The sequence below is a fragment of the Micromonospora sp. WMMA1976 genome (assembly GCF_027497335.1).
Lineage (GTDB): Bacteria > Actinomycetota > Actinomycetes > Mycobacteriales > Micromonosporaceae > Micromonospora > Micromonospora aurantiaca.
On record NZ_CP114912.1, the window covers coordinates 1,579,085 to 1,604,729 of the forward strand.

General features: G+C 71.4%; 27 protein-coding genes. 15 read left to right on the forward strand and 12 right to left on the reverse strand.

The features are described from left to right. The first annotated feature begins 56 nt into the window (after positions 1-56). The gene (locus O7546_RS07460; protein WP_194800762.1) at positions 57-806 is read left to right on the forward strand and encodes an ABC transporter ATP-binding protein; all 750 of its coding nucleotides are present in this window, start codon (positions 57-59) and stop codon (positions 804-806) included. Then, positions 803-3,271 (forward strand): FtsX-like permease family protein, encoded by a 2,469-nt coding sequence (locus O7546_RS07465; RefSeq protein WP_281600647.1) that lies wholly within the window; start codon positions 803-805, stop codon positions 3,269-3,271. The genes O7546_RS07460 and O7546_RS07465 overlap by 4 nt, the downstream gene beginning before the upstream one ends. Before the next feature lie 8 nt (positions 3,272-3,279). Here the strand turns inward: O7546_RS07465 and O7546_RS07470 are convergent, their stop codons facing one another. Together O7546_RS07470 and O7546_RS07475 are read right to left on the reverse strand one after the other, a co-directional pair. Next, positions 3,280-4,044 (reverse strand): aminoglycoside adenylyltransferase domain-containing protein, encoded by a 765-nt coding sequence (locus tag O7546_RS07470; protein WP_281600648.1) that lies wholly within the window; start codon positions 4,042-4,044, stop codon positions 3,280-3,282. A 67-nt stretch (positions 4,045-4,111) separates the two neighbouring features. Further along, positions 4,112-4,321 carry a hypothetical protein gene (locus O7546_RS07475; RefSeq protein WP_194800765.1) on the reverse strand — a complete coding sequence of 70 codons (210 nt, stop codon included), beginning with the start codon at positions 4,319-4,321 and terminating at the stop codon, positions 4,112-4,114. A gap of 128 nt (positions 4,322-4,449) precedes the next feature. Between O7546_RS07475 and mraY the strand changes: the two genes are divergently transcribed. Beyond that, positions 4,450-5,553: a phospho-N-acetylmuramoyl-pentapeptide-transferase gene (mraY, locus tag O7546_RS07480; protein WP_194800766.1), complete on the forward strand. Its 1,104-nt coding sequence runs from the start codon at positions 4,450-4,452 to the stop codon at positions 5,551-5,553. A gap of 17 nt (positions 5,554-5,570) precedes the next feature. On the opposite strand, the gene O7546_RS07485 is transcribed toward mraY, so the two are convergent. Then, a complete protein-coding gene (locus O7546_RS07485) occupies positions 5,571-6,059 on the reverse strand; it encodes a MarR family transcriptional regulator (RefSeq protein ID WP_228532060.1) in 489 nt (162 codons plus the stop codon). A gap of 8 nt (positions 6,060-6,067) precedes the next feature. After that, positions 6,068-7,315, reverse strand: a complete 1,248-nt coding sequence (locus tag O7546_RS07490; RefSeq protein ID WP_281600649.1) for an NAD(P)/FAD-dependent oxidoreductase — start codon at positions 7,313-7,315, stop codon at positions 6,068-6,070. Between the two features lie 91 nt (positions 7,316-7,406). Here O7546_RS07490 and O7546_RS07495 point away from each other — a divergent pair, with 91 nt between their 5' ends. From O7546_RS07495 to O7546_RS07520, 6 genes are all read left to right on the forward strand, one after another. Next, a complete protein-coding gene (locus O7546_RS07495) occupies positions 7,407-7,790 on the forward strand; it encodes a PadR family transcriptional regulator (RefSeq protein WP_043325311.1) in 384 nt (127 codons plus the stop codon). Continuing rightward, on the forward strand, positions 7,787-8,683 hold the full coding sequence (locus tag O7546_RS07500; protein ID WP_281600650.1) for a hypothetical protein: 897 nt from the start codon (positions 7,787-7,789) through the stop codon (positions 8,681-8,683). The genes O7546_RS07495 and O7546_RS07500 overlap by 4 nt, the downstream gene beginning before the upstream one ends. Positions 8,684-9,578: 895 nt before the next feature. After that, entirely contained in the window at positions 9,579-10,505 is a 927-nt protein-coding gene (locus O7546_RS07505) for an IS110 family transposase (protein ID WP_281600651.1), read from the forward strand. Positions 10,506-10,862: 357 nt separating this feature from the next. Beyond that, positions 10,863-12,074, forward strand: a complete 1,212-nt coding sequence (locus tag O7546_RS07510; RefSeq protein ID WP_281600652.1) for a helix-turn-helix transcriptional regulator — start codon at positions 10,863-10,865, stop codon at positions 12,072-12,074. A 306-nt stretch (positions 12,075-12,380) separates the two neighbouring features. Then, entirely contained in the window at positions 12,381-12,560 is a 180-nt protein-coding gene (locus O7546_RS07515; protein WP_281600653.1) for a hypothetical protein, read from the forward strand. Next, positions 12,557-12,856 carry a hypothetical protein gene (locus tag O7546_RS07520; protein WP_281600654.1) on the forward strand — a complete coding sequence of 100 codons (300 nt, stop codon included), beginning with the start codon at positions 12,557-12,559 and terminating at the stop codon, positions 12,854-12,856. The genes O7546_RS07515 and O7546_RS07520 overlap by 4 nt, the downstream gene beginning before the upstream one ends. A 16-nt stretch (positions 12,857-12,872) precedes the next feature. Here O7546_RS07520 and O7546_RS07525 read toward each other — a convergent pair whose 3' ends face one another. Next, positions 12,873-13,961 (reverse strand): epoxide hydrolase family protein, encoded by a 1,089-nt coding sequence (locus tag O7546_RS07525; protein ID WP_281600655.1) that lies wholly within the window; start codon positions 13,959-13,961, stop codon positions 12,873-12,875. Between the two features lie 406 nt (positions 13,962-14,367). Here O7546_RS07525 and O7546_RS07530 point away from each other — a divergent pair, with 406 nt between their 5' ends. After that, positions 14,368-15,345 (forward strand): phosphotransferase, encoded by a 978-nt coding sequence (locus tag O7546_RS07530; RefSeq protein ID WP_281600656.1) that lies wholly within the window; start codon positions 14,368-14,370, stop codon positions 15,343-15,345. 24 nt (positions 15,346-15,369) lie between these two features. On the opposite strand, the gene O7546_RS07535 is transcribed toward O7546_RS07530, so the two are convergent. Continuing rightward, on the reverse strand, positions 15,370-16,077 hold the full coding sequence (locus O7546_RS07535) for an SDR family NAD(P)-dependent oxidoreductase (protein ID WP_104114708.1): 708 nt from the start codon (positions 16,075-16,077) through the stop codon (positions 15,370-15,372). 102 nt (positions 16,078-16,179) lie between these two features. On the opposite strand from O7546_RS07535, the gene O7546_RS07540 reads away from it, so the two are divergent. After that, positions 16,180-17,016 carry a helix-turn-helix transcriptional regulator gene (locus O7546_RS07540; protein ID WP_104114707.1) on the forward strand — a complete coding sequence of 279 codons (837 nt, stop codon included), beginning with the start codon at positions 16,180-16,182 and terminating at the stop codon, positions 17,014-17,016. A 30-nt stretch (positions 17,017-17,046) separates the two neighbouring features. On the opposite strand, the gene O7546_RS07545 is transcribed toward O7546_RS07540, so the two are convergent. The 3 genes from O7546_RS07545 to O7546_RS07555 are packed head-to-tail and all read right to left on the reverse strand — an operon-like array spanning position 17,047 to position 18,943. After that, the gene (locus O7546_RS07545) at positions 17,047-17,376 is read right to left on the reverse strand and encodes a cupin domain-containing protein (protein ID WP_064447525.1); all 330 of its coding nucleotides are present in this window, start codon (positions 17,374-17,376) and stop codon (positions 17,047-17,049) included. 13 nt (positions 17,377-17,389) lie between these two features. Then, positions 17,390-18,643 (reverse strand): formamidase, encoded by a 1,254-nt coding sequence (gene fmdA, locus O7546_RS07550; protein WP_281600657.1) that lies wholly within the window; start codon positions 18,641-18,643, stop codon positions 17,390-17,392. 21 nt (positions 18,644-18,664) lie between these two features. Next, positions 18,665-18,943 (reverse strand): zinc ribbon domain-containing protein, encoded by a 279-nt coding sequence (locus tag O7546_RS07555; RefSeq protein ID WP_194800774.1) that lies wholly within the window; start codon positions 18,941-18,943, stop codon positions 18,665-18,667. A gap of 200 nt (positions 18,944-19,143) precedes the next feature. Here O7546_RS07555 and O7546_RS07560 point away from each other — a divergent pair, with 200 nt between their 5' ends. Together O7546_RS07560 and O7546_RS07565 are read left to right on the forward strand one after the other, a co-directional pair. After that, on the forward strand, positions 19,144-20,325 hold the full coding sequence (locus tag O7546_RS07560; protein ID WP_281600658.1) for a cellulose binding domain-containing protein: 1,182 nt from the start codon (positions 19,144-19,146) through the stop codon (positions 20,323-20,325). Positions 20,326-20,336: 11 nt separating this feature from the next. Next, positions 20,337-21,464: a glycosyl hydrolase 53 family protein gene (locus O7546_RS07565; RefSeq protein WP_194800776.1), complete on the forward strand. Its 1,128-nt coding sequence runs from the start codon at positions 20,337-20,339 to the stop codon at positions 21,462-21,464. A gap of 23 nt (positions 21,465-21,487) precedes the next feature. Here the strand turns inward: O7546_RS07565 and O7546_RS07570 are convergent, their stop codons facing one another. Together O7546_RS07570 and O7546_RS07575 are read right to left on the reverse strand one after the other, a co-directional pair. Then, positions 21,488-21,892, reverse strand: coding sequence for a DoxX family protein (locus tag O7546_RS07570; protein ID WP_194800777.1), 405 nt, complete (start codon positions 21,890-21,892; stop codon positions 21,488-21,490). A 112-nt stretch (positions 21,893-22,004) separates the two neighbouring features. Then, complete coding sequence (locus tag O7546_RS07575) at positions 22,005-22,577, reverse strand: hypothetical protein (protein WP_194800778.1); 573 nt, start codon at positions 22,575-22,577, stop codon at positions 22,005-22,007. Between the two features lie 251 nt (positions 22,578-22,828). Here O7546_RS07575 and O7546_RS07580 point away from each other — a divergent pair, with 251 nt between their 5' ends. Further along, positions 22,829-24,052, forward strand: coding sequence for a hypothetical protein (locus O7546_RS07580; RefSeq protein WP_269696438.1), 1,224 nt, complete (start codon positions 22,829-22,831; stop codon positions 24,050-24,052). Here the strand turns inward: O7546_RS07580 and O7546_RS07585 are convergent. Next, a complete protein-coding gene (locus O7546_RS07585; RefSeq protein WP_228532061.1) occupies positions 23,961-24,422 on the reverse strand; it encodes an SRPBCC family protein in 462 nt (153 codons plus the stop codon). The two genes, O7546_RS07580 and O7546_RS07585, sit on opposite strands and share 92 nt — an antisense overlap. A 152-nt stretch (positions 24,423-24,574) precedes the next feature. On the opposite strand from O7546_RS07585, the gene O7546_RS07590 reads away from it, so the two are divergent. Beyond that, positions 24,575-25,438, forward strand: a complete 864-nt coding sequence (locus O7546_RS07590) for a DUF6745 domain-containing protein (protein ID WP_281600659.1) — start codon at positions 24,575-24,577, stop codon at positions 25,436-25,438. Positions 25,439-25,645: the final 207 nt, after the last annotated feature.

Here is a 25,645-nt window from a genome sequence, read left to right on the forward strand (position 1 = left end):
AATAGCGTTTCTGGTGCGCGCAGATCCTGCCGAAGACACGGAGAGAGGCCACCAGAATGGGACAGACCGTCGAGCCGGCGGTACGCGTCGAAAGACTCACCCGCGTGTACGGCACCGGCCGCAACCAGGTGACCGCGCTCGCGGGCGTCGATGTCGACTTCGGCCGGGGCACCTTCACCGCGGTGATGGGGCCCTCGGGCTCCGGCAAGAGCACGCTGCTGCAGATCGCGGCCGGGCTCGACCGCCCCACGGACGGCCGGGTGGTCCTCGGCGGCACCGACCTGTCCGGGCTGTCCGAGACGCGCCTGACCGAGCTGCGGCGTACCCGGATCGGGTTCGTCTTCCAGGCGTTCAACCTGATCGGCGCGCTCACCGTCGAGGAGAACATCGTGCTACCCCTGCGCCTGGCCGGCGGCCGCCCGGACCGGGCCTGGCTGACCCACGTGGTCGAGCGGGTCGGCCTCGCCGATCGGCTGCACCACCGGCCGGCGGCGCTGTCCGGCGGTCAGCAGCAGCGGGTGGCTATCGCCCGGGCGCTTGCCACCCGCCCCGAGGTGATCTTCTCGGACGAGCCCACCGGCGCCCTCGACTCGAGGACCGCGGCGGAGGTGCTGGCGCTGTTGCGCGCGGTCGTGGACGAGCACGGGCAGACGGTGGTGATGGTGACCCACGATCCGATCGCCGCCTCGTACGCGGATCGGGTGCTGGTGCTGGCCGACGGTGCGATGGTCGCGGACCTCCCGCAGCTCGGCGCCGTCCGGATCGCCGAGCACCTGGCGTCGCTGGACGGGCGGGTCCTCCGATGACCGGCCTCGCCGCCCGCCTGCTGCGGCACCGCACCGGCCCCGCCGCCGCGACCCTGCTGGCCCTGATCGTCGGCGTGCTGATCCTGGTGGCGATGGGCTCGCTCGTCGAATCGGGGCTGCGGTTCCGCCCGGAGCCGCGGCTCTGGGCGAGCGCCGACGTGGTCGTCGCCAACCGCACGATCAGCCAGACGTTCCGGGAGTTCGACGGCGAGACCACCACGAGCACGGTGACGCTGCCCGAGGGTGGCACTGTGGACGCCGGCCTGGTGGACCGGATCCGCCGGGTGCCGGGCGTCACCGCAGTCACCGGCGACGACCGGGTGCTGATCGGCTCACCCGCCGCCGTGGGACACGGCTGGGACACGTACGTCTTCACCGGTCGTCCCCTCGCCGCCGGCGTCGCGCCCCGGAACGACGACGAGGTGGTGGCCGATACTCGGCTGGGCGTGGCGCCCGGCGGCCGCATCGACCTGGTCGTCGGTGGGGTCGGCCGGTCGTACCGGGTGAGCGGGACCACCGAGACCGGCTCGGCGGCGGTGTTCTTCACCGACGCGCAGGCCGCTCGCCTGTCCGCGCACCCGGGCCGGGTGGACGCGATCGGCGTACGGATGGCACCCGGCGCCGACGTCGGCGCGGTGCGCGAGATCGCGTCGGCGGCCGGCGCCACGGCGTACGCCGGGAAGGACCGCGGAAACGCCGAGCAGTCGGACCACCTGGCCGCCCAGAGCCTGCTGGTCGGGGCCGGGGCAGCCTTCGGCGGGTACGTCGTCCTGCTGATCGTGTTCGTGGTGGCCGGCACCATCGGGCTGTCCGTCCGGCACCGCCGCCGTGACCTGGCGTTGCTGCGCGCGGTCGCCGCCACGCCGGGGCAGGTGCGCCGCATGCTGGTCGCCGAGGCCACGCTGCTCGCCCTGGCCGGCTCCGCGATCGGCGGCCCGGCCGGCCTGCTGGCCGCCCGCTGGGTGCACGGCGAACTGGTCGGGCGCGGGTTCGTGCCGGCCGGCTTCCCGATGGCGGGCGGTCTGTTCGCGGTGCCGGCCGCCATCGGTACGGCCGTCCTGGTGGCGGTGGTCGCCGCGCTGATTGCCGCACGCCGGGTCACCGCCATCAAGCCGGTCGAGGCGCTCGGCGAGATCGCCGTCGAACCCCGGCGTGGCGGCCCGGTACGGCCGATCGCCGGCGTGCTGACGCTGACGGCGGCCGGCAGCGCCGGGGCGTTCACGCTCGGCGCCGGGTCGGCCGGGGCGCTGGCCGGCGCGGTCGGCATGCTCTACCTGTTCGTCATCGCGGTGGCGCTGCTCGCACCGCACATCAACGCGTACGCGGCACGACTGCTCACCCCGGTGCTGCCGCGCATCTGGCGGGCCGGCGGCTACCTGGCCGCGGCCAACCTGCGGGCGAACGCGCAGGGCATGGCTACCGTCCTGACCGCCCTCGTGCTGTCCGTGGGATTCGGCGGCTCGGTCTGGTTCCTGCAGGACAACCTGGAGCGGCAGACCGCCACGCAGAGCAGCGCCGGAACCCTCGCCGAGCGGGTGCTCGTCGCTCCGGGCGGACTTCCCGGGGACGCGGCGCGGGAGATCCGCGAGTTGGCCGGGGTGCAGGCGGCCACCGGGGTACGCCGCACCCAGGTCGTGGTGCGGGCGCTCGGCGGCATCGAGCCGGTAGCCGCGCTGTCCGTCGACCCGGCCGGCGTGACGTCGACGATGGACCTCGCCGTGCGCAGGGGCACCCTGGCCGACCTGGGTGCCGGTACCGTCGCCCTGTCCACCATGCAGGCGTCCTCGTCCGGCTGGGACGTCGGCGACAAGGCGGAACTCTGGCTGGGCGACGGCACCCCGGTCACCTTGGACGTGATCGCGATCTACGACCGTGGCCTCGGTTTCGGCGACGTCACAGTGGCCGCCGAGACGGTCGCCGGGCACACGGCGGCGAACACCGTCGACGAGGTGCTGGTCCGCGGCGGCCCGGACGCCGGCGCCGCGCTGGCCACGTGGGCCGCGGCGCGGCCCGGCACCGAGATTCTCGACGCCGCGACCCGTACGCGCCTGCTCGGCACCGATCTGGCGCTCGGGGCCTGGCTGAACCGGCTGCTGATCGGCGTGATGGTCGGGTACGCGGCGCTGGCGGCGGCCACCACGATGGTGATGGCGGCACTGGCCCGCCGCCGCGAGCTGGCGTTGCTGCAACTGGTCGGGGTCACCCGGCGTCAGATTCGCGGGATGGTCCGGGCCGAACAGGCGGGGCTGCTCGGCACCGCGGTGCTGATCGGCGCGACGATCGCGGTGCTGACGCTGAGCGCGATCGTCAACGGACTGACCGGCAGTCCGATCCCGTACGTGCCGCCGCTCGGGTGGGCGGCGGTGCTCGGCGGTACGGCGCTGCTGGCGCTGGTGAGCACGGTGTGGCCGGTCCGGCGGCTGCTCAGCGCTCCGCCGATCGACAACATCGGCCTGAAGGAGTAGGAGCGGTGTCACCGCCTGTCGGGTTCCTCGGCCAGGATGGCGGCGCTGACCTCGTGCACGAACGCCCGGACCTCGTCGAACCGGCCGGGATCGCTGTCCTGGCCGGAGTCGTACCACCAGTCGCGTGCCCAGAAGATCAGGTCCGCCCATCGCGGGAGGGCGGCGGCGGTCCGCTCGGCGGCCTGCCGCTTGGACAGTTGCCGCCCGTCGCACATGCGCTGGTAGGCCCGGCAGAGCGTGAGCACCGCGTACGACTGGGCTCCGGGTGGGGTCATCTCGAGTACCCAGGTCGGCCAGTCGCGGACGTGGTCCCGCAGAGCGGCGCGCACGAGGCCGGGGTCGGCGGCGGGCAGCAGCTCGCCGGCCGGCGGTCCCAGCAGCGTACGGCCGTAGTCGTGCACGGCGGCCCAGGTCACGACGCGGTGGGTGGTGGCGGGCAGCAGGTGCAACGACTCCCCGGGACTGATCCGGGCGATCAGGTGGTCCCGGCCGGAAACGGCGCGCACCGCGGCCAGTGACACGTACTCCACCTCGATCCGGCCCGCCCACAGCGGGTGCCGCCGCTCGAGGTCCGCGTGCAGGTCGGCGAGGACGTCGAGGAGCTTCTCGTCCGGGTCGTCGGTGAGGACCGCGAGCAGGTCGAGGTCGCTGCGGTTCACGTCGAAGTCGCCTGTCACGAGCGACCCGTGCAGGTACAGGCCCAGCAGCCTGCCCGCCAGCGTGCGGCGCCACGCCTCGCGGAGGTCGGAGAGAACGGTGTCGGGTGGGACCACCAGGTGATCGTGCGCGACGGGTCGACGCGGGGCCACCGATAAAACCGGCCCGCACCGCCGGTCGTGCCTAGGTGCTCGGCGGGTTGCGGTGCCGCTCGGCGAGGCCCGACGCGACCTGCCGCTGCGCGTCGTGCCGGTGCCGGTCGGCGCCGGCCTGGCGAACCGCAGCCGAATCCTCGTCCGACGGGCGCCTCGTCCGGTCGCGCCGGGCGACGAAGACGACGAGCGCGAGCACCACCACCACGATCACCGCGATCGACACCAGCATCGTTCTCATGCCGTCGACGCTACGGCCTACGCGCCAGCCTCGGCGTGGTGACGGTCAGGGGGCTGCTCCGTCCGCCGCCGGATGGCAAGCTCACGTCTCGTGACCGATGAGAATCCGGAGCTCGTGGAGGTACGCCGGTGAGGGCTGTCATCGTCGCGGCCGCTGTCGCGTTCGTCATCTCCCTGTTCGGCACGCCGGTGGCGGTTCGCGTCTTCACCGCGCTGAAGGCCGGTCAGCCGATCCGGTCGATCGGGCTCGCCAGCAACGAGCACAAGGTGGGTACGCCCACGATGGGCGGCGTCGTCTTCATCGTGGCGACGGTCCTCGCGTACGTCGCCGGGCACCTCGCCCTGACCACGCTGCCCGAACGGCAGATCGCGCAGGAGGGGCCGACCATGACGGCCCTGGTGCTGCTCGGGTTGTTCGTCTTCTGCGGCGCGGTCGGCTTCTTCGACGACTTCCTCAAGGTGCGCCGGCGCAACTCCGACGGACTGTCCGCCAAGGGCAAGCTGCTCGGCCAGGCGCTCGTCGGCGGCGGGTTCGGCGTGGCCGCGCTCTACGTGCCCAGCACCAACGGCCAGACCGTGGCCAGCGAGCACATCTCGCTCATCCGCGACATCAGCTGGCTGGACGTCGGCAAGGTCGGCGCGGTCATGGTCTTCATCTTCGTGATCACGGCGATGTCCAACGGCGTGAACCTCACCGACGGCCTCGACGGCCTCGCCACCGGCGCGTCGATCCTGGTGCTCGGCGCGTACTCGCTGATCGGCTTCTGGCAGTACCGGCACTGGTGCGCAGATGACGGGTACGCCCGCGTGAACGAGTACTGCTACCAGGTCCGCGACCCGCTGGAGATCGCCATGATCGCGGCTGCCGCGGCCGGCGCCTGTGTGGGCTTCCTGTGGTGGAACACCTCCCCGGCGCGGATCTTCATGGGTGACGTGGGCGCGCTCGGGCTGGGCGGCCTGATCGGCGGGCTCGCGGTGGTGACCCGTACGACGCTGCTCTCGATCCTGATCGCCGGGCTGTTCGTCATCATCACCACGACCTGGGTGATCCAGATCGTCTCGTACCGCACCACCGGCAGGCGCGTCTTCCGGATGGTGCCGCTGCACCACCACTTCGAACTGGCGGGCTGGAGCGAGTCCACCATCGTGGTCCGGTTCTGGATCGTGGCCGGTGTCTGCGTCGCGGCCGGCCTGGGCCTGTTCTACTCGGACTTCCTGGCGACCGTGGGATAGCGGCGCGAGACGCCGGCTCAGACGGGCCGTTGCGCGGTGTCGCCGTCGCGGAGGTGATCTAACTCGGCGAGGTACATCGCCTGCAGGCGGTCGTGGTGCCGGACCAGCAGCCGGACCTCCTCGGCGCTGTAGCCCTCGACGAGCCGTCCCGCCCGCTCGGCGAAACGCTCGTACGGCCGCTCCAGGTCGGCGATCCGCTCCGGCCGTATGGTGACGACGACGCGCCGCCGGTCGGCCGGGTCGCGTTCGGTCGTCACGTAGCCGGCCTGCTGGAGTCGGCGGAGCATGCTGGTGACCGCACCGGTGGTGAGGTTGGTCCGCTCGGCGATCTGCCCCGCGGTGGCGGAGCCGATGTCCGCCAGGTAGTCGAGGCACTCCAGGTCGCTCACGGCGAGGCCCAGCCGCTCCGCGATGGCGTACCGGAACACCATGGACAGCCGCGATGTCTCCCGCCCGGCGCGCATGAGGTCGGCTATCGCGGATGCGCGGGCCGAATCGTGGGACATGCGGGCAATCATGCCTCCGGCACGGTGACCCGGTGCAGCCGAGGTAGCACGCGGGTGAGCACCCAGTGCGGTGCGGCGGCGCCGCCGGTGAGGCGGTGCATCAGCTTGGCGGCACTGTCGACGGCGTGGAAGGCGTACGGCACCATCTCGTCCTGGTATCCGGCGATCGCCTCCTCGACCGGTGTGCCGTTCCGCCGGGCCTCGACCAGCTTGTGGCCGAGCAGGGCGGCGTCGCGCAGCGCGGTGTTGCCGCCGTGAGCGCCGAACGGCGGCATGACGTGCACGGCGTCGCCCATCATCGTCGCCCGGGGCACCGTCCACCGGTGCGGGCGCCGGCCGGTGGCGAACAGGTTGAGCACCGTGGCGTCCAGTTCGGCCGTGTCGACCAGCCGCCGCACGAGCGGGTGGAAGTCGATGCTCTTCCGGGCGGCCACGTGCCACAGCGCCCGCAGGTCCCCGCGGACGCCGGTGGGCAACTCGTCCCGCCGGAGCAGCAGTGCCCACATGACGTAGTCGTCGCCGGTGGGGGCGTAGCTGCCCGGAGCCAGGCGCGTGAACGCCTCCCGCGGGCTCTCGCCGAACCGCATCGAGGTGAAGAAGAAGGCGCTGCCCGGCAGGTCGGCGATGGCGAGGACCCCGCTGGTACGCAGCGCGTCGGGGATGACGCTCGCGCCGTCTCGCCGCAGCGGCGACCGGCCGTAGATGCCCGCCATCGGGGTGTCCGCCGGGTCGGCGTCCGGCATGAGCTGCGCGCGCAACGCCGAGCCGACGCCGTCCGCGCCCACCACGACTGTGGCCGCGGCGGCTCCGCCGTCGGAGAACCGCAACCGCAGCCCGGCCGGGCCGCCGCTGTCCACCGCGACGGCGTCCTTGCCGTAGTGGATGCGCCCGTTCAACCCGGACTGCAGGATCGACCGCAGGGTCAGCCGGTCGACCTGGCGGGTCGCGCCCGGCTCGTCCTTGAACGTGATGGTGAAGGCGTCCCGCAGCCGGCTGTTGGTGAAGCGCAGGTGACCGCCGGGCTCGTCGCCGGTGGCCAGCGCCAGGTGGTAGAGCGAGCGGGGCAGGCCCTCACGAAGCGCCTCCAGCCCGTACCGGTCGAGAATGATCCGGTAACCCTGCCGCCGGATGAAGGGGCCCGGGTCCCGCTCGTAGACGTGCACGTCGATGCCGGCGCGCGTCAGGTACTGGGCGAGGCAGAGGCCGGAGAGGCCGGCGCCGGCGATCGCCACCGAGAAGTCCGTCGATGTGCTCATGCAATTACCTTAATCATTAAGATAATTTGGGCAAGTGTCACTGTGAACAGTCACCTTGGACGGATACTCAAGTTGGTTGTATATTCGGCTCATGGGATCGGCTTCGCGTCCCGCGCTACGGGAACCCTCGTACTTCGTCCTCGCCGCTCTGCTCGGCGGGCCGCTCCACGGCTATGCCGTGATCAAGCGGGTCAAAGAGCTGTCCGACGGGCGGGTGACCCTCGCCGCCGGATCGCTGTACTCCGTGATCGACCGGCTGCTCGGCGAGGGCCTCGTCACCGCCGACGGTGAGGAGATCGTCAACGGGCGTGCCCGTCGCTACTACCGGCTCACCGACGAGGGCTGTCTCGTACTCACCGAAGAGGCCGACCGGCTCGCCCAGGCCGCCCGGGTGGTCATGGACCGCCTGCCGCGCCGGGTCCAATCGCAGGCAAGTGCCCGTCACCCTTCTACCGCGAGGATCAGACCAGCATGAGTTCCGATGTCCTGGAGAAGCGCTACCGGATGCTGCTGCGGGCCTACCCCGCCGACTACCGCCGCGAACGCGCCGACGAGCTGATCGACACGCTGATCGGCGACGAACCCACCACCCGCCGCTGGCCCAGCGCCCGGGAGGCTGCCTCGCTCGTCCGGGGCGGCCTGCGGGTGTACGGCGGCGGCACCGCGCCCCGGCCCACCGCCGTGCTGTTCTGGCAGGGCATCCACCTCGGCGCCATCGCGGTGCTGGCGCTGGGTGTCCTCATCGGCCTGGACGACATCGTCGAGGCGTTCCAGTTCGGCGGACTCTCGGACCCTCTGACCGTCCTGCGGAATCAGGGCATCCACGAGATCGTGCTGATCGCCGCGCTGGTGGCGCTCGTCGCGGGCCGCGCCCGTACCGCCGCCGTTCTGGCGGTGACCGCGGCGGTGGTGCCGACCGTGATCTCGCAGTACCTGTTCCTCAACGGCCTGCCGCAGTGGTGGGCGCCGGTCGTCGCCGCGCCGCTGATCGTGCTGGGGCTGCGGCGCCCGGCGGACGTGCCGCCGGCGCCCCGGGCCAACGCCGTCCTGGTCACCGCCGGCATCCTCGCCCTGCATCTCATCCCCGCGGGCGGCCTCCGCATGGCCGACGCCGGTCCGCGGATCGTCGTCGCCGTCATGGTCGTCGCCGGGATTGCCGCCTTCCTGTGGGTGGCCACGGCCGACCAGCGGCTGCTGATCGCCGTCGTCCCCACCCTCCTGCTGGGTACGCTCCACCAGTTGGACAACAGCGGGTTGACGGGGGAGTTGCTGCGCCGGCCGGACGCCCTGCCGTCCCTGGTCGTCGCGGTCCTGATGGCGGTCGTCGCGATCGTGTCGACCCAGTTGCGGCAGCGCACCCGAGCCTGACCGACAGGCGGGTGGTCCGGTGTGACCCGCGTCAGCTGATGCGTGCTCGGGCCAGTGGAGGATCTCTTGCCGAGCCGGCCTCTACAAGGTCAAGCGCGCTCCGCGCGGCGCGGGCCGGGGCCCGGCAAACGGTTCCTACAGAGCCGCCGCCCCGCCCGCCTACGGCGCCGAGGCGAAATCAACCGGCCCGAACCCCACGCCCCGCCCCGCGCGTCACACCTGGGTCAGTGAGGTGACCCGGTGACGAGTCCCGAAGGACGACCAAGGCCAGGCGGACACCTTCCACCCGATGCCGGCGATCCCGAAGCAGCACGAGATCCGGCAGGCCAACCGCGGCGGGGCGAAGTTGCCGAACGTTTCCGCACGGTCGCTCAGGGCCCCAGGTGGGGAAGGGGTGGAGGTGGGTGGGAATGGTGGGGTGAGGAAGGAGGCGGGGTTAGAGCTGTGCCTCCGGCGGGGGCCAGACGACTCCGAGATGGAGTTGCCGAACGGTTCCGGTCGGAGAGTGGTTGAGGTGGGATGCCATCCCGCCAGCCACCGACCCAGGCAAGCCGAGCAGACCAGGGCCAGGGTGACAAGGTCGTACGTCCAGTAGGGCGCTCCACCTTGTCACCCTGGCCCTGGTCTGCTCCACGGTGTGTGGGTCGGCGGCAGACAGTGAGGATGGTGGGGTGGGTCGCCGGGTTGGTCTGACTCACCGGCAGACCGACGGTTGCTGTCCTGATCCCGATTCGTCGGCTGGCTCGGTGGCCCCGTGAGCTGCATGTCACCGGTCAGGCGTCGTGACTTGATAGGAGCCTGTGCGAGAGGTCCCACCACTGTGTTGTCCGCATCGCCTGACCGGTGACGTGTCCCCGTGTTCTCGACTCGACCGAGAAGGGCGGACCTCACCAGCATGGCAGCGAAGAAACGATTGGTCATTGGTGGTGTCGACACCCATCGCGACACTCACCATGCGGCGATCATCGACAGCACCGGCGGTCTCCTGGCCGATGCCGAGTTCCCCGCGACCGGCGGCGGCTATTCGGACTTGCTGGCCTGGATGCGGTCCTTCGGCCGCCTCGTCGCAGTCGGGGTGGAGGGCACGGGTAGCTATGGTGCGGGCCTCGCCCGGCACCTGGCCCGGCACAAGGTCACTGTCGTCGAGGTCGACCGGCCTGACCGCAGGACTCGACGGGCCAAGGGCAAGTCCGACCCAATCGACGCCATCGCCGCCGCCAGGGCCACCCTCGCCGGCACCGCCATGGGCACGCCCAAGACCCGCACCGGACCCGTGGAAGCCATCCGCGCCCTGCGAGTGGCCCGGCAGGGGGCGGTCAAGGCCCGCACGGCAGCCATCAACCAGATGCGTGGGCTGGTCGCCGCCGCACCAGAGGCTCTACGGGCGCAGCTGACCAAGCTCAGTGCCGCCGTCCTGGTCAGCCGCTGCACCGCCCTCACCATCGACCCGACCAAGCTCAACGACCCAGAACAAGCCACCGCCGCCGCACTGGCCGGACTCGCCCGACGGGTCACTACCTTGACCGACGAGATCACGACCCTCGACCGGCAGCTGGCACCCCTGGTCCGCCAGGCCGCACCCCGCACCAGCGCCCTGTTCGGCGTCGGCACCGACGTCGCTGCCCAGCTACTCACCACCGCCGGCGACAACCCGAACCGGCTCCACTCCGAAGCAGCCCTCGCCCACCTCTGCGGTGCAGCCCCCGCGGAGCCCTCGTCGCATCAACGCCCTGCCAGTGCAGCCGCATCTTCCTGCTGCCGGATCGCCGCGGCATCTGCGGAGTCAGCAAGAAGTCAGCGCGAAGAGGCGCGTCACCCATGAGCGGATGGCCCACGAGGGCAATCGGAACGCAGTCGACGACATTCGTTGGCATCGGTTGAACCGCGACCGGCAGCGAGATTGACGTTCACACCGAAGAGGTCACTGGTTCGATCCGATATCGCAAACCCAGGTGAAGCTTGTGCTCGGGGCGCGACAACCTCATCGGAGCCGACGATGCTGACGGCCCCGTGCTGAGGCGGCTGCCCAAGGAATAGAAGCGGGAGCCGGGCTTCCACGTTGACGCGCAGTCGGCGCACGCGCGCGTTCGGGGTTATGTGGCCAGAGGCAGGCCGGTAGCGTTGGTCCGGCGGTGGCCCAATCGCCGCTGACGCATCCCGCGCTATGAGGAGGTTCGGGATGGAACCCTTGCCGGAGCTGACATTCGGGCAGCGGCTGAAGGTCTACCGGGAGCGCTCCGGGAAGACTCGCGCGGTGCTCGGTGGGCTCGTTGGTCGTAGCGCCGAGTGGGTCAAGGCGGTGGAGACCGATCGGATCCTGCCTCCGCGCATCCACATGCTGGACCGCATCGCACGTGCGTTGAAGGTCGACGTGTCCGCCCTGGCCGGCGAGCTGAGCGACCGGTCCGCTGTGGTGAACGGGCCTGAGCATCCGGCGCTGGCGTCGGTGCGGGACGCCGTGAACCGTGTCGTGCTCTCCGACGAGGCTGAGGTGGAGTCGTTGACCGGCTTGCGGGAGCGGCTTGCGGTGGCGTGGCGAGCGCGCCACCAGGCGTCTGACCACCGGACGGTGCTGGGTGGGTTGCTGCCGGGGCTGCTGTACGACGTGCAGCGGGCCGCGCTGATGTACGAGGGTGCTGAGCGTCGGCAGGCGCAGTCGCTGTTGGCGGAGACGTTCGGTTTGACGCAGATGTTCCTGGCATACCAGCCGGCTGCCGAGTTGTTGTGGCGGGTTGCGGACCGGGCGATGGTGGCGGCGCAGGATTCCGGCGATCCGGAGGCGGTGGCCTGTGCGGCGTGGTTCCTGTGCCAGGTGCACCGGGACGCCGGGGACTGGGACACCGCCATGGTGTTGACCCAGGATGTCCTGTCGGCTCTGGAGCCCAGGGCAGCCGACGGGAGCACGAATTTGCTGGCCCTGTGGGGCGCGCTCAACTTCGAGGCCGCCTACACCGCCGCTCGTGCCGGCGAGGAAGGCCGGGCCTGGCGGTACTGGGATCGGGCGGACCGCGTGGCGCAGCGTCTGCCGGAGGGCTTCTATCAGCCGCAGACGTCGTTCTCCCGCGTCGTCATGGGCGCCCACGCGGTGACCGTGGCGGTGGAGTTGCAGAAGTCCGGGGAAGCGGTACGCCAGGCACGCCGTCACGACTCGGCGGCCATCCCGTCGAGGCCACGCCGGGCACGCCATCTCATCGAGGTGGCGCGGGCGCACTACGGCAAGGACGACAAGGAAGCGGCCGTGACGACGCTGCGGCAGGCGTACGAGTCGGCCCCGGAGACGATCCGCTTCAACGGGTACGCCCGCCAGATCACGTTGGACCTGCTCGACGGTCCACGCGCCACCCGTGACGACGCCCGTGACCTCGCGGTCAAGGTCGGGCTGCTCTCCTGATCCAGGGGTAGGAACCTTACCCATTCCGCTCCGCGACCCACCGTAGCTTTCTGCTCACGGGATGCGGCGGGCGGTGCGGGTATCGCCTGGTCGCCGCGTCCCCCTCAGAACCGAGGGAGGGTCCGTGCGGCGCGTCTCGTATGACGAATACCTGTCTGCCACCGCGCTGACTCTTGCTCGTAGGCACCGGCCGGTGTGGTCGTGGCGGCTCTGGCGGCGCGTCTGCCGCTGTGGGTCCGACCTGCCCTGCCGCGCCCGGCACCGGATTCCGATCAATCGGGGCCACTGGCCGTCGGAGGGTGAGCAGTGACCAGTGAGCAGGAACAGGCGATCGTCGCGGTTCATGTCCGAGGGCTCGACGGCATGTGTGCCGGCTGCCGAGCGTGGTGGTCGCGGCTCACGCCGTACCCCTGCTGGCAGGTGGAATGGGCGACGAGCCGGCAGGCGCGGGCGATCACCGCGCGGTTCCTGGAGGGTGCGCGGTGACCACCCACGGGCCGGTCATGCCGGTGTGGAGCTGCGGCGGCTGCGACCTGCCCTGGCCGTGCCCGACGCGCAAGCGCGAGCTGCGCGCGGAGTTCATGGATGCGCCGGTGTCGCTGGCGCTGTACCTCGGCGCCTATCTCGTCCAGGCCACCGAGGACATGCCGTGGACGCCGGCGGGCGTGTTGCACCGCCGCTTCCTCGGCTGGACCAGGGAAACCGGCCCGCCCATGCCAGCCGAATCGGAGCCGGGTGTTCGATCGGGTACGGACGACCGGGCGCCACCCGCGTGGAGCTAGCGGCCTACCCGCTGGATCATCGCAGTGCGTTGAAGAAGGCGCGCAGGTCGGCAGCGAGCACGTCGGGCTCTTCCTGGGCGAGGAAGTGGCCGCCGACGCTGGGCTCGCGCCAGTGGGTGAGGTTGGCGTAGGTGCGTTCGGCGAACGACCGGGGCAGGCCGGCGTCCTCCACGCTGACCGTGATGCCGGCGGGCACGTCGACCATTGGCAGATGCGGGGCCAGGTGGTCGTCACGGTAGGGCCGGAAGGACGTGCCGATGCAGTTGGTGACCCAGTACAGCATCACGGTGGTCAGCAGCTCGTCGAAGCCGAACCGGCGGGAGATGTCACCGCCACAGTCGCTCCAGCGCTGGTACTTCTCGACGATCCATGCGGCCAGTCCGGCCGGCGAGTCGCTCAGCGCGGCCGCAAGGGTGTCGGGCCGTGTCTCCTGGATGATTCCGTAGCCCCAGTCATCCTGGGCCTTCGCGTCGAGCATGGCGATGAACGCCTCCTCGGCCGGGCTGAGGTCGTCCCTGCGGTCCGCCGGCGGGAACTTGATGTGCTGCGAGAAGACCCCGATGACCCGATCTGCGTGGCGGGCGCCGAGCCACGTCGTCACGCCGGATCCGATGTCGCCACCGTAGGCGCCGAAGCGGTCGTAGCCCAGACGGGTCATCAGCTCGGCCCACACGTCCGCGACGGCCGCCTCGGTCGTGGGGCCCTCGGCGAGTGGTCCGGAGAAGGCGAAGCCGGGCAGGCTCGGTATGACGAGGTCGAAGTCTGCGAGCCGGGACACCAGGGGCAGCATCTCCGTGTACGTGCTGGGCCAGCCGTGGGTGAGGATCAGCGCCGTGGCGTCGGGCGACGCCGAGCGGACATGAACGAAGTGGACCGGCGTGCCTTGGATCGTGGTGACGAACTGAGGGTGCCGATTGAGGGCACGCTCGACCGCACGCCAGTCGAATCCGTCGAGCCAGTACCGCACCAGATCCGCCAGGTACCCGGGGTCGGTACCGGCAGCCCACGGCTCACCTGGGGCGGCCGGCGCGAGCCTCGTCCGCGAAAGCCGAGCCCGCAGGTCGTCCAGGACAGCTTCGGGCACATCGATGCGGAAGGGCGTCACCCGCTCATGATTCCATCGCACGGAGTCACTCGGCAGCCGCCCGAATGGGCAGGCCGCAGACTCGATCTCCGATCCGGGCGAGACATCCCCGACACCGAGGTCCTCGTCGACGGCTACGCCTACGGCTCGTTGTCCATGACGGCCTACACCCTGGGCATGTCCTGTCCACCGGCTGCCGGCCGGGGCGGATCCCCGCAGCCACCGCCTGGCCTGCCGCCGGACGGCTCCAACATCTGAGGGAGCGCCGGCTGCTCGGTGGCACCATCGATGAAGCCGACCTGCATCAGCAGCGCGAACACGGTCAGCGCCGGGGCGGGCCGGTCCGCGAAGTCCGCTGCGTCAACTCGGTTGTGTGCCGCTGCCCCGGCCTGGCAGCCTGGCTGCCTCGATCTGACGAGAGGCGGCCATGACGCGGACCTTCCTGCAGCCGGACGATCTGCACGACCTCGTGTCGGACCAGTTCGGCTCCGACCGGCGGCTCGCTGCCCTGGACCGGCTGACGGGCGGCACCAAGAAGGGCGTCTACCGGCTCCGGCTGGACGACCGGACAACCGTGATGCTGTACGTGTGGGCCGCGGACGAGAACTACTGGCCCCCGTCACCGACCATCCCGGACGACCCGTTCACCGATGCGTCGGGCGCGGATCTCTTCGCCGCCAGCCACGCGGCGCTCACCGCGGCGGGTGTGCGTGTCCCGCATCTGATGATGATCGACCGGGACGGCCGTCACCTCGACGCCGACATCGCGCTCGTCGAGGACGCCGGCGCGCGACGGCTGGAGGCGGTGCTGGAACACGATCCGGCCACCGCCGCCAGGCCGCTGTCCGCGCTCGGCGACGCCCTGCGCCGCATGCACACCGCCTTCGGACCGCACTACGGCAAGGTCGCGGCCGTCGCGCGAGGTGAGGCGTCCCAGACGCGGCGCGCGGAGGACGTGATCGTCGACCGGGCGCTCGGCCACCTCGACGCGGCAGCGGCCCGCGACGCCCGGCTGGCCGACGCCCACCAACGGATCACCGCCCACGTACGCCGTCTCAGGAGCGCGGTCGCCCCACGCGAGGAGTACGGGCTGGTGCACGGTGAACTCGGCCCGGATCACGTGCTCGTCACGCCGGCCGACGAGGCCGTCATGATCGATTTCGAGGGGCTGACGTACTTCGATGTCGAATGGGATCATGCCTGGCTGCAGATGCGCTTCGGCGAAGCGTATCCGGCGCTGCGTCCGGTCGATCTCGATCCCCACCGGCTGGAGTTCTACCGGTACGCGCAGACGTTGTCCTTGATCGAGGGGCCACTGCGGATCGCGGACACCGACTTCCCGGACCGGAAGTGGATGCTCGACCTGGCCGAGTGGAACATCACCAAGGCGCTCGCCGCGACCTGACGGCAGCCTCAGTCGGCCGCCGGTCTACCAGGGGAGCGGGCCCTCGGCGTCGAAGTAGCCGCCGGTGGGGCCGTCGGGGCCGACCAGTGCCATCCGGACGATGATCTCGGCGCCCTGCTCGACGGTCTGGATCCCGGTGTTCCCGTTCAGGTCGGTCCTGGTGAAACCGGGCTCGACCGCGTTGATCCGCATGTTCGGGAACGCCTTCGCGTACTGCACGGTGATCATGTTGACCGCGGCCTTCGAGGCCGGGTAGGCGACACCGGGGTACGCGTACGCCGGGGTGACCGGGTCGGTGACCCGCGTCAGCGAGGCCAGCCCGCTGCTGAGATTGACGATGACCGGGGCCGCCGAGCGCTGCAGCAGCGGCAGGAACGCGCCTGTGACACGGACGGTGCCGAAGACGTTCGTCTCGAACGTCTCCCGCATCATGTCGGCGGTCACCTCCGCGGCGCCGATCACCCGGTTGCCGGTGCCCCGGCCCTCGACGCCCGCGTTGTTGATCAGGACGTCCAGCCCTCCGTCCGCCTCGACGGCTCGCGCCGCGGCCGCCACTGACGCGCCGTCGGTGACGTCGAGCTGGACGGCCCGGGCACCCAGCAGCTCGGCGGCGCGGCGCCCGCGTCCGGCGTCCCGGCTGCCGACGTAGACGGTGTGGCCGGCGGCGACGAGCCGACGGGCGGTCTCGAAGCCGAGTCCCTTGTTCGCTCCGGTGATCAATGTCGTGGTCATGGCTCCATGCTGCGGCGCGGCGGCGCGGTGACCCAGTCGTCCGGTTTTCCTGGGACTGCCGGTACCAGGCAACGCCCCAGCTCGGCGGCGCACACTGGGGGCATGGCGACGGAGTTCGGGCAGGCGGTGCGCCGCTGGCGCGACCGGGTCCAGCCCGCAGCCGCCGGGCTGCCGGCCGGCGGGCACCGGCGTACGGCCGGCCTGCGTCGGGAAGAGCTGGCGCTGCTGGCCGGGGTCTCCGTGGACTACGTCACCCGGCTCGAACAGGGCCGCGCGTCCCACCCGTCGGGGCAGGTGGTCGAAGCCCTGGCCCGGGCTCTGCGACTGTCGGCGACCGAGCGCGCCCACCTGTTCCGGCTGGCCGGGCTGGCGCCGCCGGGCGCGGAGACGGTGCCCGCGCACCTCACCCCGAGCGTCCAGCGGATGCTGGACCGGCTGGCCGGTACGCCCGTCGCCGTCTACGACGCGTCCTGGACGCTGCTCGTGGCCAACGTGCCATATGCGGCGTTGATGGGGGATCCGTCCGGGTGGCGTGGTCACCAGCGCAACGCGGTCTGGCGGCATTTCCTGGGCCCGGGCACCCGGGCCCGGCACACGCCGCAGTCACTGCGAGCGTTCGAGATGGCGCTGGTCGCCGACCTGCGCGCGGCGGCGGATTGCTACCCGGCCGACCAGCGGCTCCGGCGGCTCATCGCGGAGCTGCGGGCCGGCAGCGACCGGTTTGCGAAACTGTGGAAGTCCGGCGCGGTCGGCCGCCACGAGGCCGCCCGCAAGACCATCGACCACCCGAACGTCGGCCCGCTGACGCTGGACTGCGACGTGCTCACCGTGGCGGGCAGCGACCTGCGCATCATGATCTACACGGCCGAGCCCGGCACCGAGGACGCCGACCGCCTCGCCCTGCTCACCGTGCTCGGCACCCAGGCCCTGGTCGGCTAGCCGCCACTCGCCCGGGACGCCGTGGCATCGTCAGCGCTTGGCGACGGTGAGCAGCACCGCGGCGTCCTCCAGTGCCTCCAGCGTGTGCCGGCGGTCCGGCACGATCAGCAGATCGCCGGGTGCGCCGTCCCAGGACGTCTCGCCGGCGCCGAGCCGGACCCGGCCGTGCAGCACGTGGACGGTGGCCTCGCCGGGGTTCTCGTGCTCGCCGAGCGCCTGGCCGGCGGTCAGCGCGATCACCGTCTGGCGGAGCCTGTGCTCGTGGCCGCCGTAGACGGTGGAGCTGCTGCGGCCGCTGGAGGAGGCGTGCGCGAGCTTGAGCTGTTCGCGGGCCAGTGCGGTCAGGGATGACTTCTGCACGAGGGTCACCTGCTCACGGCATGGTGGCTTTCGGGGCGCCCTTGCCCGGGTCGATCCGGGTCGGACCGGCGGCCGAGGGTCGGATGTCGAAGTCGAAGATCTCGGTGGGCAGGTAGACGGTCGCGCAGGAGTTGGGGATGTCCACCACGCCGGAGAGCCGGCCCTCGATCGGTGCGGCGCCGAGCAGCAGGTACGCCTGTTCCGGCTGGTAGCCGAAGCGGGTCAGGTAGTCGATGGCGTGCAGGCACGCGCGCTGGTAGGCGAGCTGCGAGTCGAGGTACCGCTGTTCGCCGTCGAGGGTGACCGAGAGCCCGGAGAAGGCCAGCCACTGGGAGTACTGCGGCGGCGTGTCACCCGGCATGAAGATCGTGTTCTCGGCGACGCCGTACGTCTGCATGCCGTTCTTGATCAGGTCGACGTGCAGGTCGACGAAGCCGCCCATCTCGATGGCGCCGCAGAAGGTGATCTCTCCGTCGCCCTGGGAGAAGTGCAGGTCGCCGAGGGACAGGTTGGCACCCGGCACGTACACGGGGTAGAAGACCCGGCTGCCGACGGTGAAGTTCTTGATGTCCTGGTTCCCGCCGTTCTCCCGAGGCGGCGCGGTTCGCGCCGCCTCCGCGGCCACCCGGTCGAAGTCGGCGCCGGTGAGGCTGCCGAGGATCGCGTCCTGCGGCTCGGGAGGCAGGGCCAGGGGCGGCACCCGGTCGGGCGCGGTGGCGATCAGCGCACCCTCCCGCTGGTTCCAGGTGGCCAGCAGCGACGCGGACGGGGCGGTACCCATCAGCCCCGGGTGGGCGATCCCGGTGAACGAGACGCCGGGGATGTGCCGGGAGGTGGCCTTGCGGCCGGAGAAGTCCCAGACCGCCTTGTACGCGTCCGGGAACTGCTCGGTCAGGAAGCCGCCGCCGTTGTTCTTGGGGAAGATGCCCGTGTAACCCCAGCCCTGGCCGGCCAGCGGGCCTGACTCCTGCGGGATCGGGCCCATGTCGAGGATGTCGACCATGAGCAGGTCGCCCGGCTCGGCGCCCTCGACGGCGAACGGGCCGCTGAGCGCGTGGACCCGGGTCAGCGGCGCGTCCCGGATGTCCTCGGCGGAGTCGTCGTTGTGGATCGCGCCGTCGAACCACTCGCGGCAGTGGACACGGAACGACTGTCCGGGACGTACCGTCGCCACGGGCGGGATGTCGGGATGCCAGCGGTTGTGCCCGACCTTCTCCTGGTCGGTGAACCTCTTCGTGGAGTCGAGGGGGAACAGCAGTTCAGGCACGGTCTCGGGCCCTTCTCGTGGTCACCATCGGGGCAGGCGGGCGTGGGCCGGGTTCGTCGAGCGGCGCGCCGGGCGACCGCCGGGTACCCGCCCGACCACCTCCGGCTGTTCCGCGCTGCGCTCGGTCCGGTCCACGGCCTCGCGTAGCGCCGCCGGCATGCGGGTGAGCCGGGGCGCGGAGAACACCCGTGTCGCCGGGCGTCCGCACCGGGGGCAGCTCGTCGACGGGCCCGCGGTGCCGATCGGCATCACGACGTCGAAGTTGCCGTCCTGCGGGCAGCGGTACTCGAAGGTGGCCATCGCGGCTTCCCGTCCAGCCTTCGTGCGTGCGGTGGCCTCCTGCATCGGCTCACCCTGTCGTTCCGATTGTGGCTGATCAGTCGGATAGGCGGCGGAAAACGACGAATCAGGCAGGAGTCGTACCTCGCAAGAGGTTGCCGCGCCGACCGAGGTGTGGGACATGTTGGCGATCATCGATGTATTGGCGGCATCGTCGACGTATGGCTGCCGTCTCGTCGTCCTCGCTGTTCCGCCGCCTGCGGCCGGGTCTGCCGGCCGCAGGCGTGCTGTCGGCCGCGGTACTGGTCACCGCCCTGATCGCCGCGCCGTCGGCCGGCGCCGGCACCGCGTACCCCGCTGCCGCGACGGCGCCCGGCGGCGCCGCGGTGCCCCTCGCGGACCCGACCGGGACTGTGACGCCCACGTCGACGCCCAGGACGCCCGACCCGCCCAGCACCACGCCGTTCCCGCCGAGCGCGCCCACGCACCTGGCCGCCACCCAGGTGCGGACCACGTCGGTCACCCTGACCTGGACGGCAGCCGCGCGCGGCTGCTGCCCCGTCGTCGGGTACGACATCACCTACTACCAGGCGTTCAGCGACGTGATCTACAGCCTCAGCCTCGGCGACGTCACCACCGTGACGATCACCAACTACATTCAGCCGGGCCAGCAGTACTCGTTCCGGGTGTCGGCCCGCGACGGCGACGGCCGCCGTTCGCCCGCCACGGACGAGCTGAAGGTGGTCACTCCGGTGACCGACACCGGCCCGGACACCACGCCGCCGAGCGCCCCGCAGAACCTCACCGTCGGCGAGGTCACCGGCTCCGCCGCCACGCTGTCCTGGGCGCCGTCGACCGACGACGTCGGCGTGCTCGGATACAACGTCTACCGGTTCGACGGCTGGTTCACCTCGACGCTCGTCGCGACCGTGCCGGGGACCACGTACACCGGGCCGCTGCCCCCGTCGACGCCGCTGCGCACCCTGTACTACGTGCGGGCCCGGGACGCCGCCGGCAACGTGTCGATCGCCTCCAACACGGTCACCGTGCCCACGACGTCGACTCCGCCGCCACCGCCGCCCTCGACCTGCCGGGTGACCTACCGGAACCAGTCCGAGTGGCAGGGCGGTTTCGTCGCCACTGTGACGGTGCAGAACACCGGGACGGCGCCGGTCGACGGCTGGATCGTCACGTTCGGTTTCCCCGGCGACCAGCAGGTCACCAACGCCTGGAACGCCACTGTAGGGCAGACCGGCACCACGGTGACCGCCCGCAACGTCGACTGGAACCGGGTCATCGCGTCGAACGGATCCGCGACCTTCGGCTTCCAGGGGCGGTGGAGCACGAGCGACGCGCCGCCGACCGGCTTCTCGCTCAACGGCGTCCCCTGCACTGTCGGCTGAGAGGAAGTCCTGTGACCACACGCCACCGCCGCCGCGCCCTGGTCGGTGCCGTCACGGCCGTCGTCCTCGCCGTCACCACCACAGTCGGGGGTACGCCCGCGCCGGTCGCCGCCGCTAACACGCTCAGCATGCGCGGCGCCGACGTCTCCTCGTTGCAGCGCAGCCTGGACCTTGGTGCCAAGTACTACGACGCGGGCGGGGTGGCCCGTGACCCGCTGGACATCCTGCGGTCCGTCGGTCTCAACTACGTCCGGCTGCGCGTCTGGAACAACCCGGCCAGTGGCTACAACAACAAGACCAAGGTGCTGGCCCAGGCACGCGTCGCGAAGGCCAAGGGCCTCAAGGTGCTGATCGACTTCCACTACTCCGACACCTGGGCCGACCCCGGCAAGCAGTACAAGCCCGCCGCCTGGGCCGGGCACAGCCTCAGCCAGCTGCGCAACGACGTGTACGCCTTCACCTACGACGTCTGCGCCGCCCTGCGTGGGCAGGGCACCCTGCCGGACAGCGTGCAGATCGGCAACGAGATCAACGTCGGGATGCTGTGGAACGAGGGCAAGGTCGTGAACAACGATTTCGCCCCGCTGGCCGGGCTGCTCAAGCAGGGCTACAACGCGGTGAAGGCGTGCGGCGGCGGCATCCCCGTCATGATCCACACCGCGAACGCCGACAGCAACGCCAACGCCCGCTGGTTCTACGACGGCATCCGCGCCCAGGGTGTGCAGTGGGACATGACGGCCCTGTCGTACTACTGCATGTGGCACGGCAGCCTGGCGAACCTCTACAACAACATCGTCGACCTGCGGAGCCGCTACGGGAAGCCGGTGGTGATCGTGGAGACCGCGTACCCGTTCACCCGGGACGACGCGGACAGCCAGCCGAACGTCATCGGCGGCGACGCCACCTGCGACGGCATCAGCGCGACCTGGGCCGGGCAGGCCCAGCAGTTCGACTGGGTCCAGAACACCGCCCGCAACGCCGGCGCCATCGGGGTCTTCTACTGGGAACCCACCTGGTACGCCGTCCCCGGCAACGGCTGGGACCCGGCGAACATCAACGGAACCGGGAACGGGTGGGACAACATGGCCCTCTTCGACTGGTACGGGCGGGTGAACCCGGGGGTGCGCTGGACGCCCTGACGGGTCGGCCGGCGCACCCCGGTTCAGCGTCCGAGGAGCCGGGTGATCGAGTGGCGGCGGCCCCACGCGATGAACACGAACAGCACGAACAGCACCACCGGTGTGAGGACCAGCGCGCCGCCGTCCAGGATGAACGCCTGGGTGACGGCGGCGCCGATCATGAGCAGCGCGAGCCCGACAGCGGCCAGGCCGGCCAGCCTCGGCACGAGCAGCCCGATGCCGCCGGCCAGTTCCAGCAGGCCGACGAGGTAGCGGAACCAGGGCGCGGAGCCCATGTCCTCGAAGGTCTGGACCGCGTTCGTCTCGCCGAACAGCTTGGGGCCGGCCGAGGCGACGATGAAGAAGACGCCGAGGAAAACCTGGAGCACCCACAGCGTCCGGTGCAATCCGCGGGCGACGGGCTGGGGAGTGGTGTCGGCAACGGTCATGGTTCTCGTCCCTCCTGGCGGTCTGCCGGTTTCCGGCATTCGATCGGATACACCGGTCAGACCGGCCAGGGCGGGCGAACTCATCGCGCCCGGAGCGGGACGAAGTCCAGGATCAGATGCGGGGGGCCTCGGACTGGTTGTCCTCGGGGGATGCGAGGCGTTGCTGCAGGCGGTCGGACTGGGCGACTGATCCGCCTCTCACGCCCAGGCCGCGTCGAGCCGCGTCATAGAAGCGATCACGGCTCGCGTTGGCCTGCTGGTAGAGGCCGCTCAGCGGCTCGGTGGTCTCCCCGACCTCGCGGGCTCGGTGCTCCAGCCGCCAGACCGCCTCGCGCCAGTCCTGCGCGGCGGCGACCGTGGCGGCGTCCCCGAGCAGCAACAGGCGTTCCCACGCGAGGGTGTGCCTGATGTCGGCGTCGGCGAGCCGGGGCAGCGCCGCGGCCTTGTCCAACCCTGAGCGGTACTTGTCGCCGTCCGCCGCGGCCAGGACCCGCAGCGAGATCGCCTGGATCTCCTTGAGCACCTGTGCGAACTCGCCGTACGCCTCCAGTCGTCGTTCGTCCCACCGTACGGACTGGCCGCGCTTCCACTGACTTCTGGTGGACAGGAAGGTCACCAGACCCGTACCGAGGGCACCGACGACGACGCCGAGCAGCGCCGGCAACTGTGAGACGAACGCATCCATCGGCGCAAGCGTGTCATCCGGCGTCAACGCATGCCGGATGACACAGCTTCGGAGCGAGAATGGAGCTTCAGACGGTCTCGGCCGTGAAGGCGCCGGCCTCGGCACGCAGCTCCGGCCGCATCAGGCCGTACCGCAGGGTCGTGGTGATGCCGGGCGCGGGTGTGGGTGTCCCCCAGCAGCCGCCTGTCCGGCCGTACCCTCTCCTGGTGAAGCTCCGCCGCCGGCTGGTCGCCGTGTCACTCCTCCTGGCGGTGGAGGCGGCGGCGTTCGCGCTGCTCGTCACCGAGTCCGTGACGGGTGCGATCGCTGCCGCCGGCCTCACCTGCGCGTCGCTGTGGCTGCACCTCGCCCTGCACGAGTGCGGGCACCTCGTCGTGGCGAAGCTGCTGCGCCTGCCGGTCGTCGCGGTCCGTATCGCGCCGTTCAACGGTTGGCGCAACGAGGTGGCGGTCCGGCCTTCGCCGTCGATGCCGGCGTTGCCGCTGCGGATGGTGCTGTTCAATCTGGGTGGCCCGCTGACCAACCTGTGCGTCGCGACGGCACTCGCCGTCGCGTCGACGTCCACCGGTACGGCGTCGACGCGGTTGACGTTGCTCTGCGCCGCGTTCGTCGGGGCGCTGCTCGGCCTGACCAACCTCCTCCTTCCGGGGCGTTCGACCTGCAGCGACGGCCAGAACGTGCTCCGCTGGCTCCGGGCTCCGGCAGCCGCCCGTGACGGGCTGCGGGCGGGTTACTACCAGGAGGAGGTGATCAGGGCTCTGCGGGCGGTCACCCGAGCGGGTGGTGACGTCCACCGGGTCGGGATTCAGGCCCGCGCCGACGATGCTCCGCTCCTGGCCCTCGCTGCCTACCAGCAGAGACTGATGGCGGAAGCCACCCCGTCGGCCGAACTGATCACGGAGGCCGAGCGGCTCGCGGCACTGGCTCGCGCGGGCAGCACCGATCCCGCAGCCGCCGCCGCGATCGGCCAGACGCTGAGCGTCCAGTTCGGGCTGTGGTACCTGTACGCCGCGGTGGTGGCCGGCGCGCCGTTGGAACGCCGGGAGGTGCGGGAGATCTCGGAACTCGCCCGGATCGCCGCCCGGACGCAGCCGCGAGTGTTGTCCGCCCGGATCGCGATGAGCCTGGCACATCTGCTCAACCAGCGGCCCGAGGATGCGCGATCGCTGCTCCTCGACGTCCGCCCGGGTGCCGAGCCGGTCGACCTCTGTGCCGTCGCGCTCCTTCTGCGGGCGGCCGCCGAGTCGTATCTCGGCAACCACACCGACGCGGACCACCTTCTCCACGCGGCCCGCGCCGACTACCCGCAGCTGGCGCAGCTCGTGGCCGCGATCCGGGCAGCCGATCCGGCTCCGCCCCTGTTCGCGCCGGTGGCCGGCGTGGTCATTCCTCGAAGCCGGACGGGTGGGCGTCGCCGACCGCGTTCAGCAGCACCCCCTGCTCCAGCAGCGCCTTTGCGGCGCAGAGGACCATGATGAACCCGCCCATCGAGTCGATCGCCTTGCTCACGGCCTGGTCGGCGTTGCCGGCGAAGCCGGTCTCGGTGACCCGGACCAGCGTGGTGTCGTCCCCACCCGGCAGGAACCGCCACTCGACCCGAGTGGGGGACTCCGGATCCCACTCGACCAGGATGCGGCGGTTCTCCTCCACCTCCTTGACCGTCACGACAGTGGAGACGCCGTACATCTCCCAGTCCCAGGTGACGACGGCGCCGGGTTCCAGCCGGCCGCTGCTCCTGGTGAACCAGAACCTCGTGGTCACCGCCGGGTCGGCGAACGCCTGGAAGACCTCGGCGGCGGGCCGGCGGATGAGCATCTGCGCGGTGATGACAGGGGGTCGGGTCAAGCGGTCACTGTCCACGGGCAACGGTGTTCCCTTCTCTCCTGGCCGGGCACTGCGGATGCGGTCACGGTACGGAATTCGCTTGAGCGGTGCCGAGACATGGGTCAGAGTCGTTCCATGATCTCCTACCGGAAGGGCGGCGACGCCCCGGCGCGATGAGCGCCTCCCCGCGGCGCGACGACGCCGCGAAGATCCCGCACGAACTGTGGCAGCAGGCGGTCCGGATCCGCCAGGAATGGCTCGACCACGCCCTGTCCACACAGCCGGCCGACCGGCAGACCGCCGAGCGCTGCCTGACCGCCGTCTACGCGAGGGCGTCGCGGCCGCGACCTCGCTTCGAATGGGTCGACTCGCCGGCCAAGGCGCTGCCTATGGTCAGCGGCTGGCCCACCCTCGAAGGGCTCCACGAGCGCATCCGGGCGGTACGGCCGCCCCGGACGCCGCTGCTGGCGAGCGACATCGCCATGGTCGTCTCCCAGCTCCGGGGCGCGCTCAGCGCGGGCGTCGTGCACACCGATCCCGAGCTGTCGCCCGCGCGCCGGGGCAAGGCCAAGGAGCCGTGGCCCGAGCTGGCACCGCAGCGGGCGTTCGACGGGGGCGTACCGCTCGCCGTCGTGCTGCACCAGGGGGTACGCGCGGCGCTGCACCGCAGCCTCGCGCACGGGTTCTACCTGCCGGTGCGTGCGGCGCTCGCAAGTGACGGCCCGGTGCCCGTGTGCTGGTACGGGCAGCAGGACGCGTCGTGGATCGCCTACTACGACGTGCTGCGCCGGCTCGGTCTCGCCCGGTACGGGCCGGACGAGGCCGGACACCTGGACACCTGGGCCGACCTGGCCCGCTCCTGCGGCTGGTGGTGGCCGGGGGAGGACGTCTGCGTCGTGGTGGACCGGCCACAGGTGATCCGGACCGAGCCGGTCCCCGGTACGCCGCACGACCGGGTCCGGCTGCGACCCGGCGGCGTGCGCTACCGCGACGGCTGGCAACCCCTGCGCAGCGGCGTGGGCGCCGATCCGGGATGACGGGCATCCGCGCGGGCGGAGGCCTTGATTGGATAGGCGACGGTAAATAGATTGGGCTGGGCGCCGCCGAGGTCCGCGAGAACCGGACCCCGGCGGCTGACCGGGCCACCTTCGAGCCGGGCACATCGGTCGTACGCATCGACCACTCACCGTGGCGCATCGCCGCGCCGCACCCTCGCGCACCGCCGCGTCCGACGAGGACGCGCG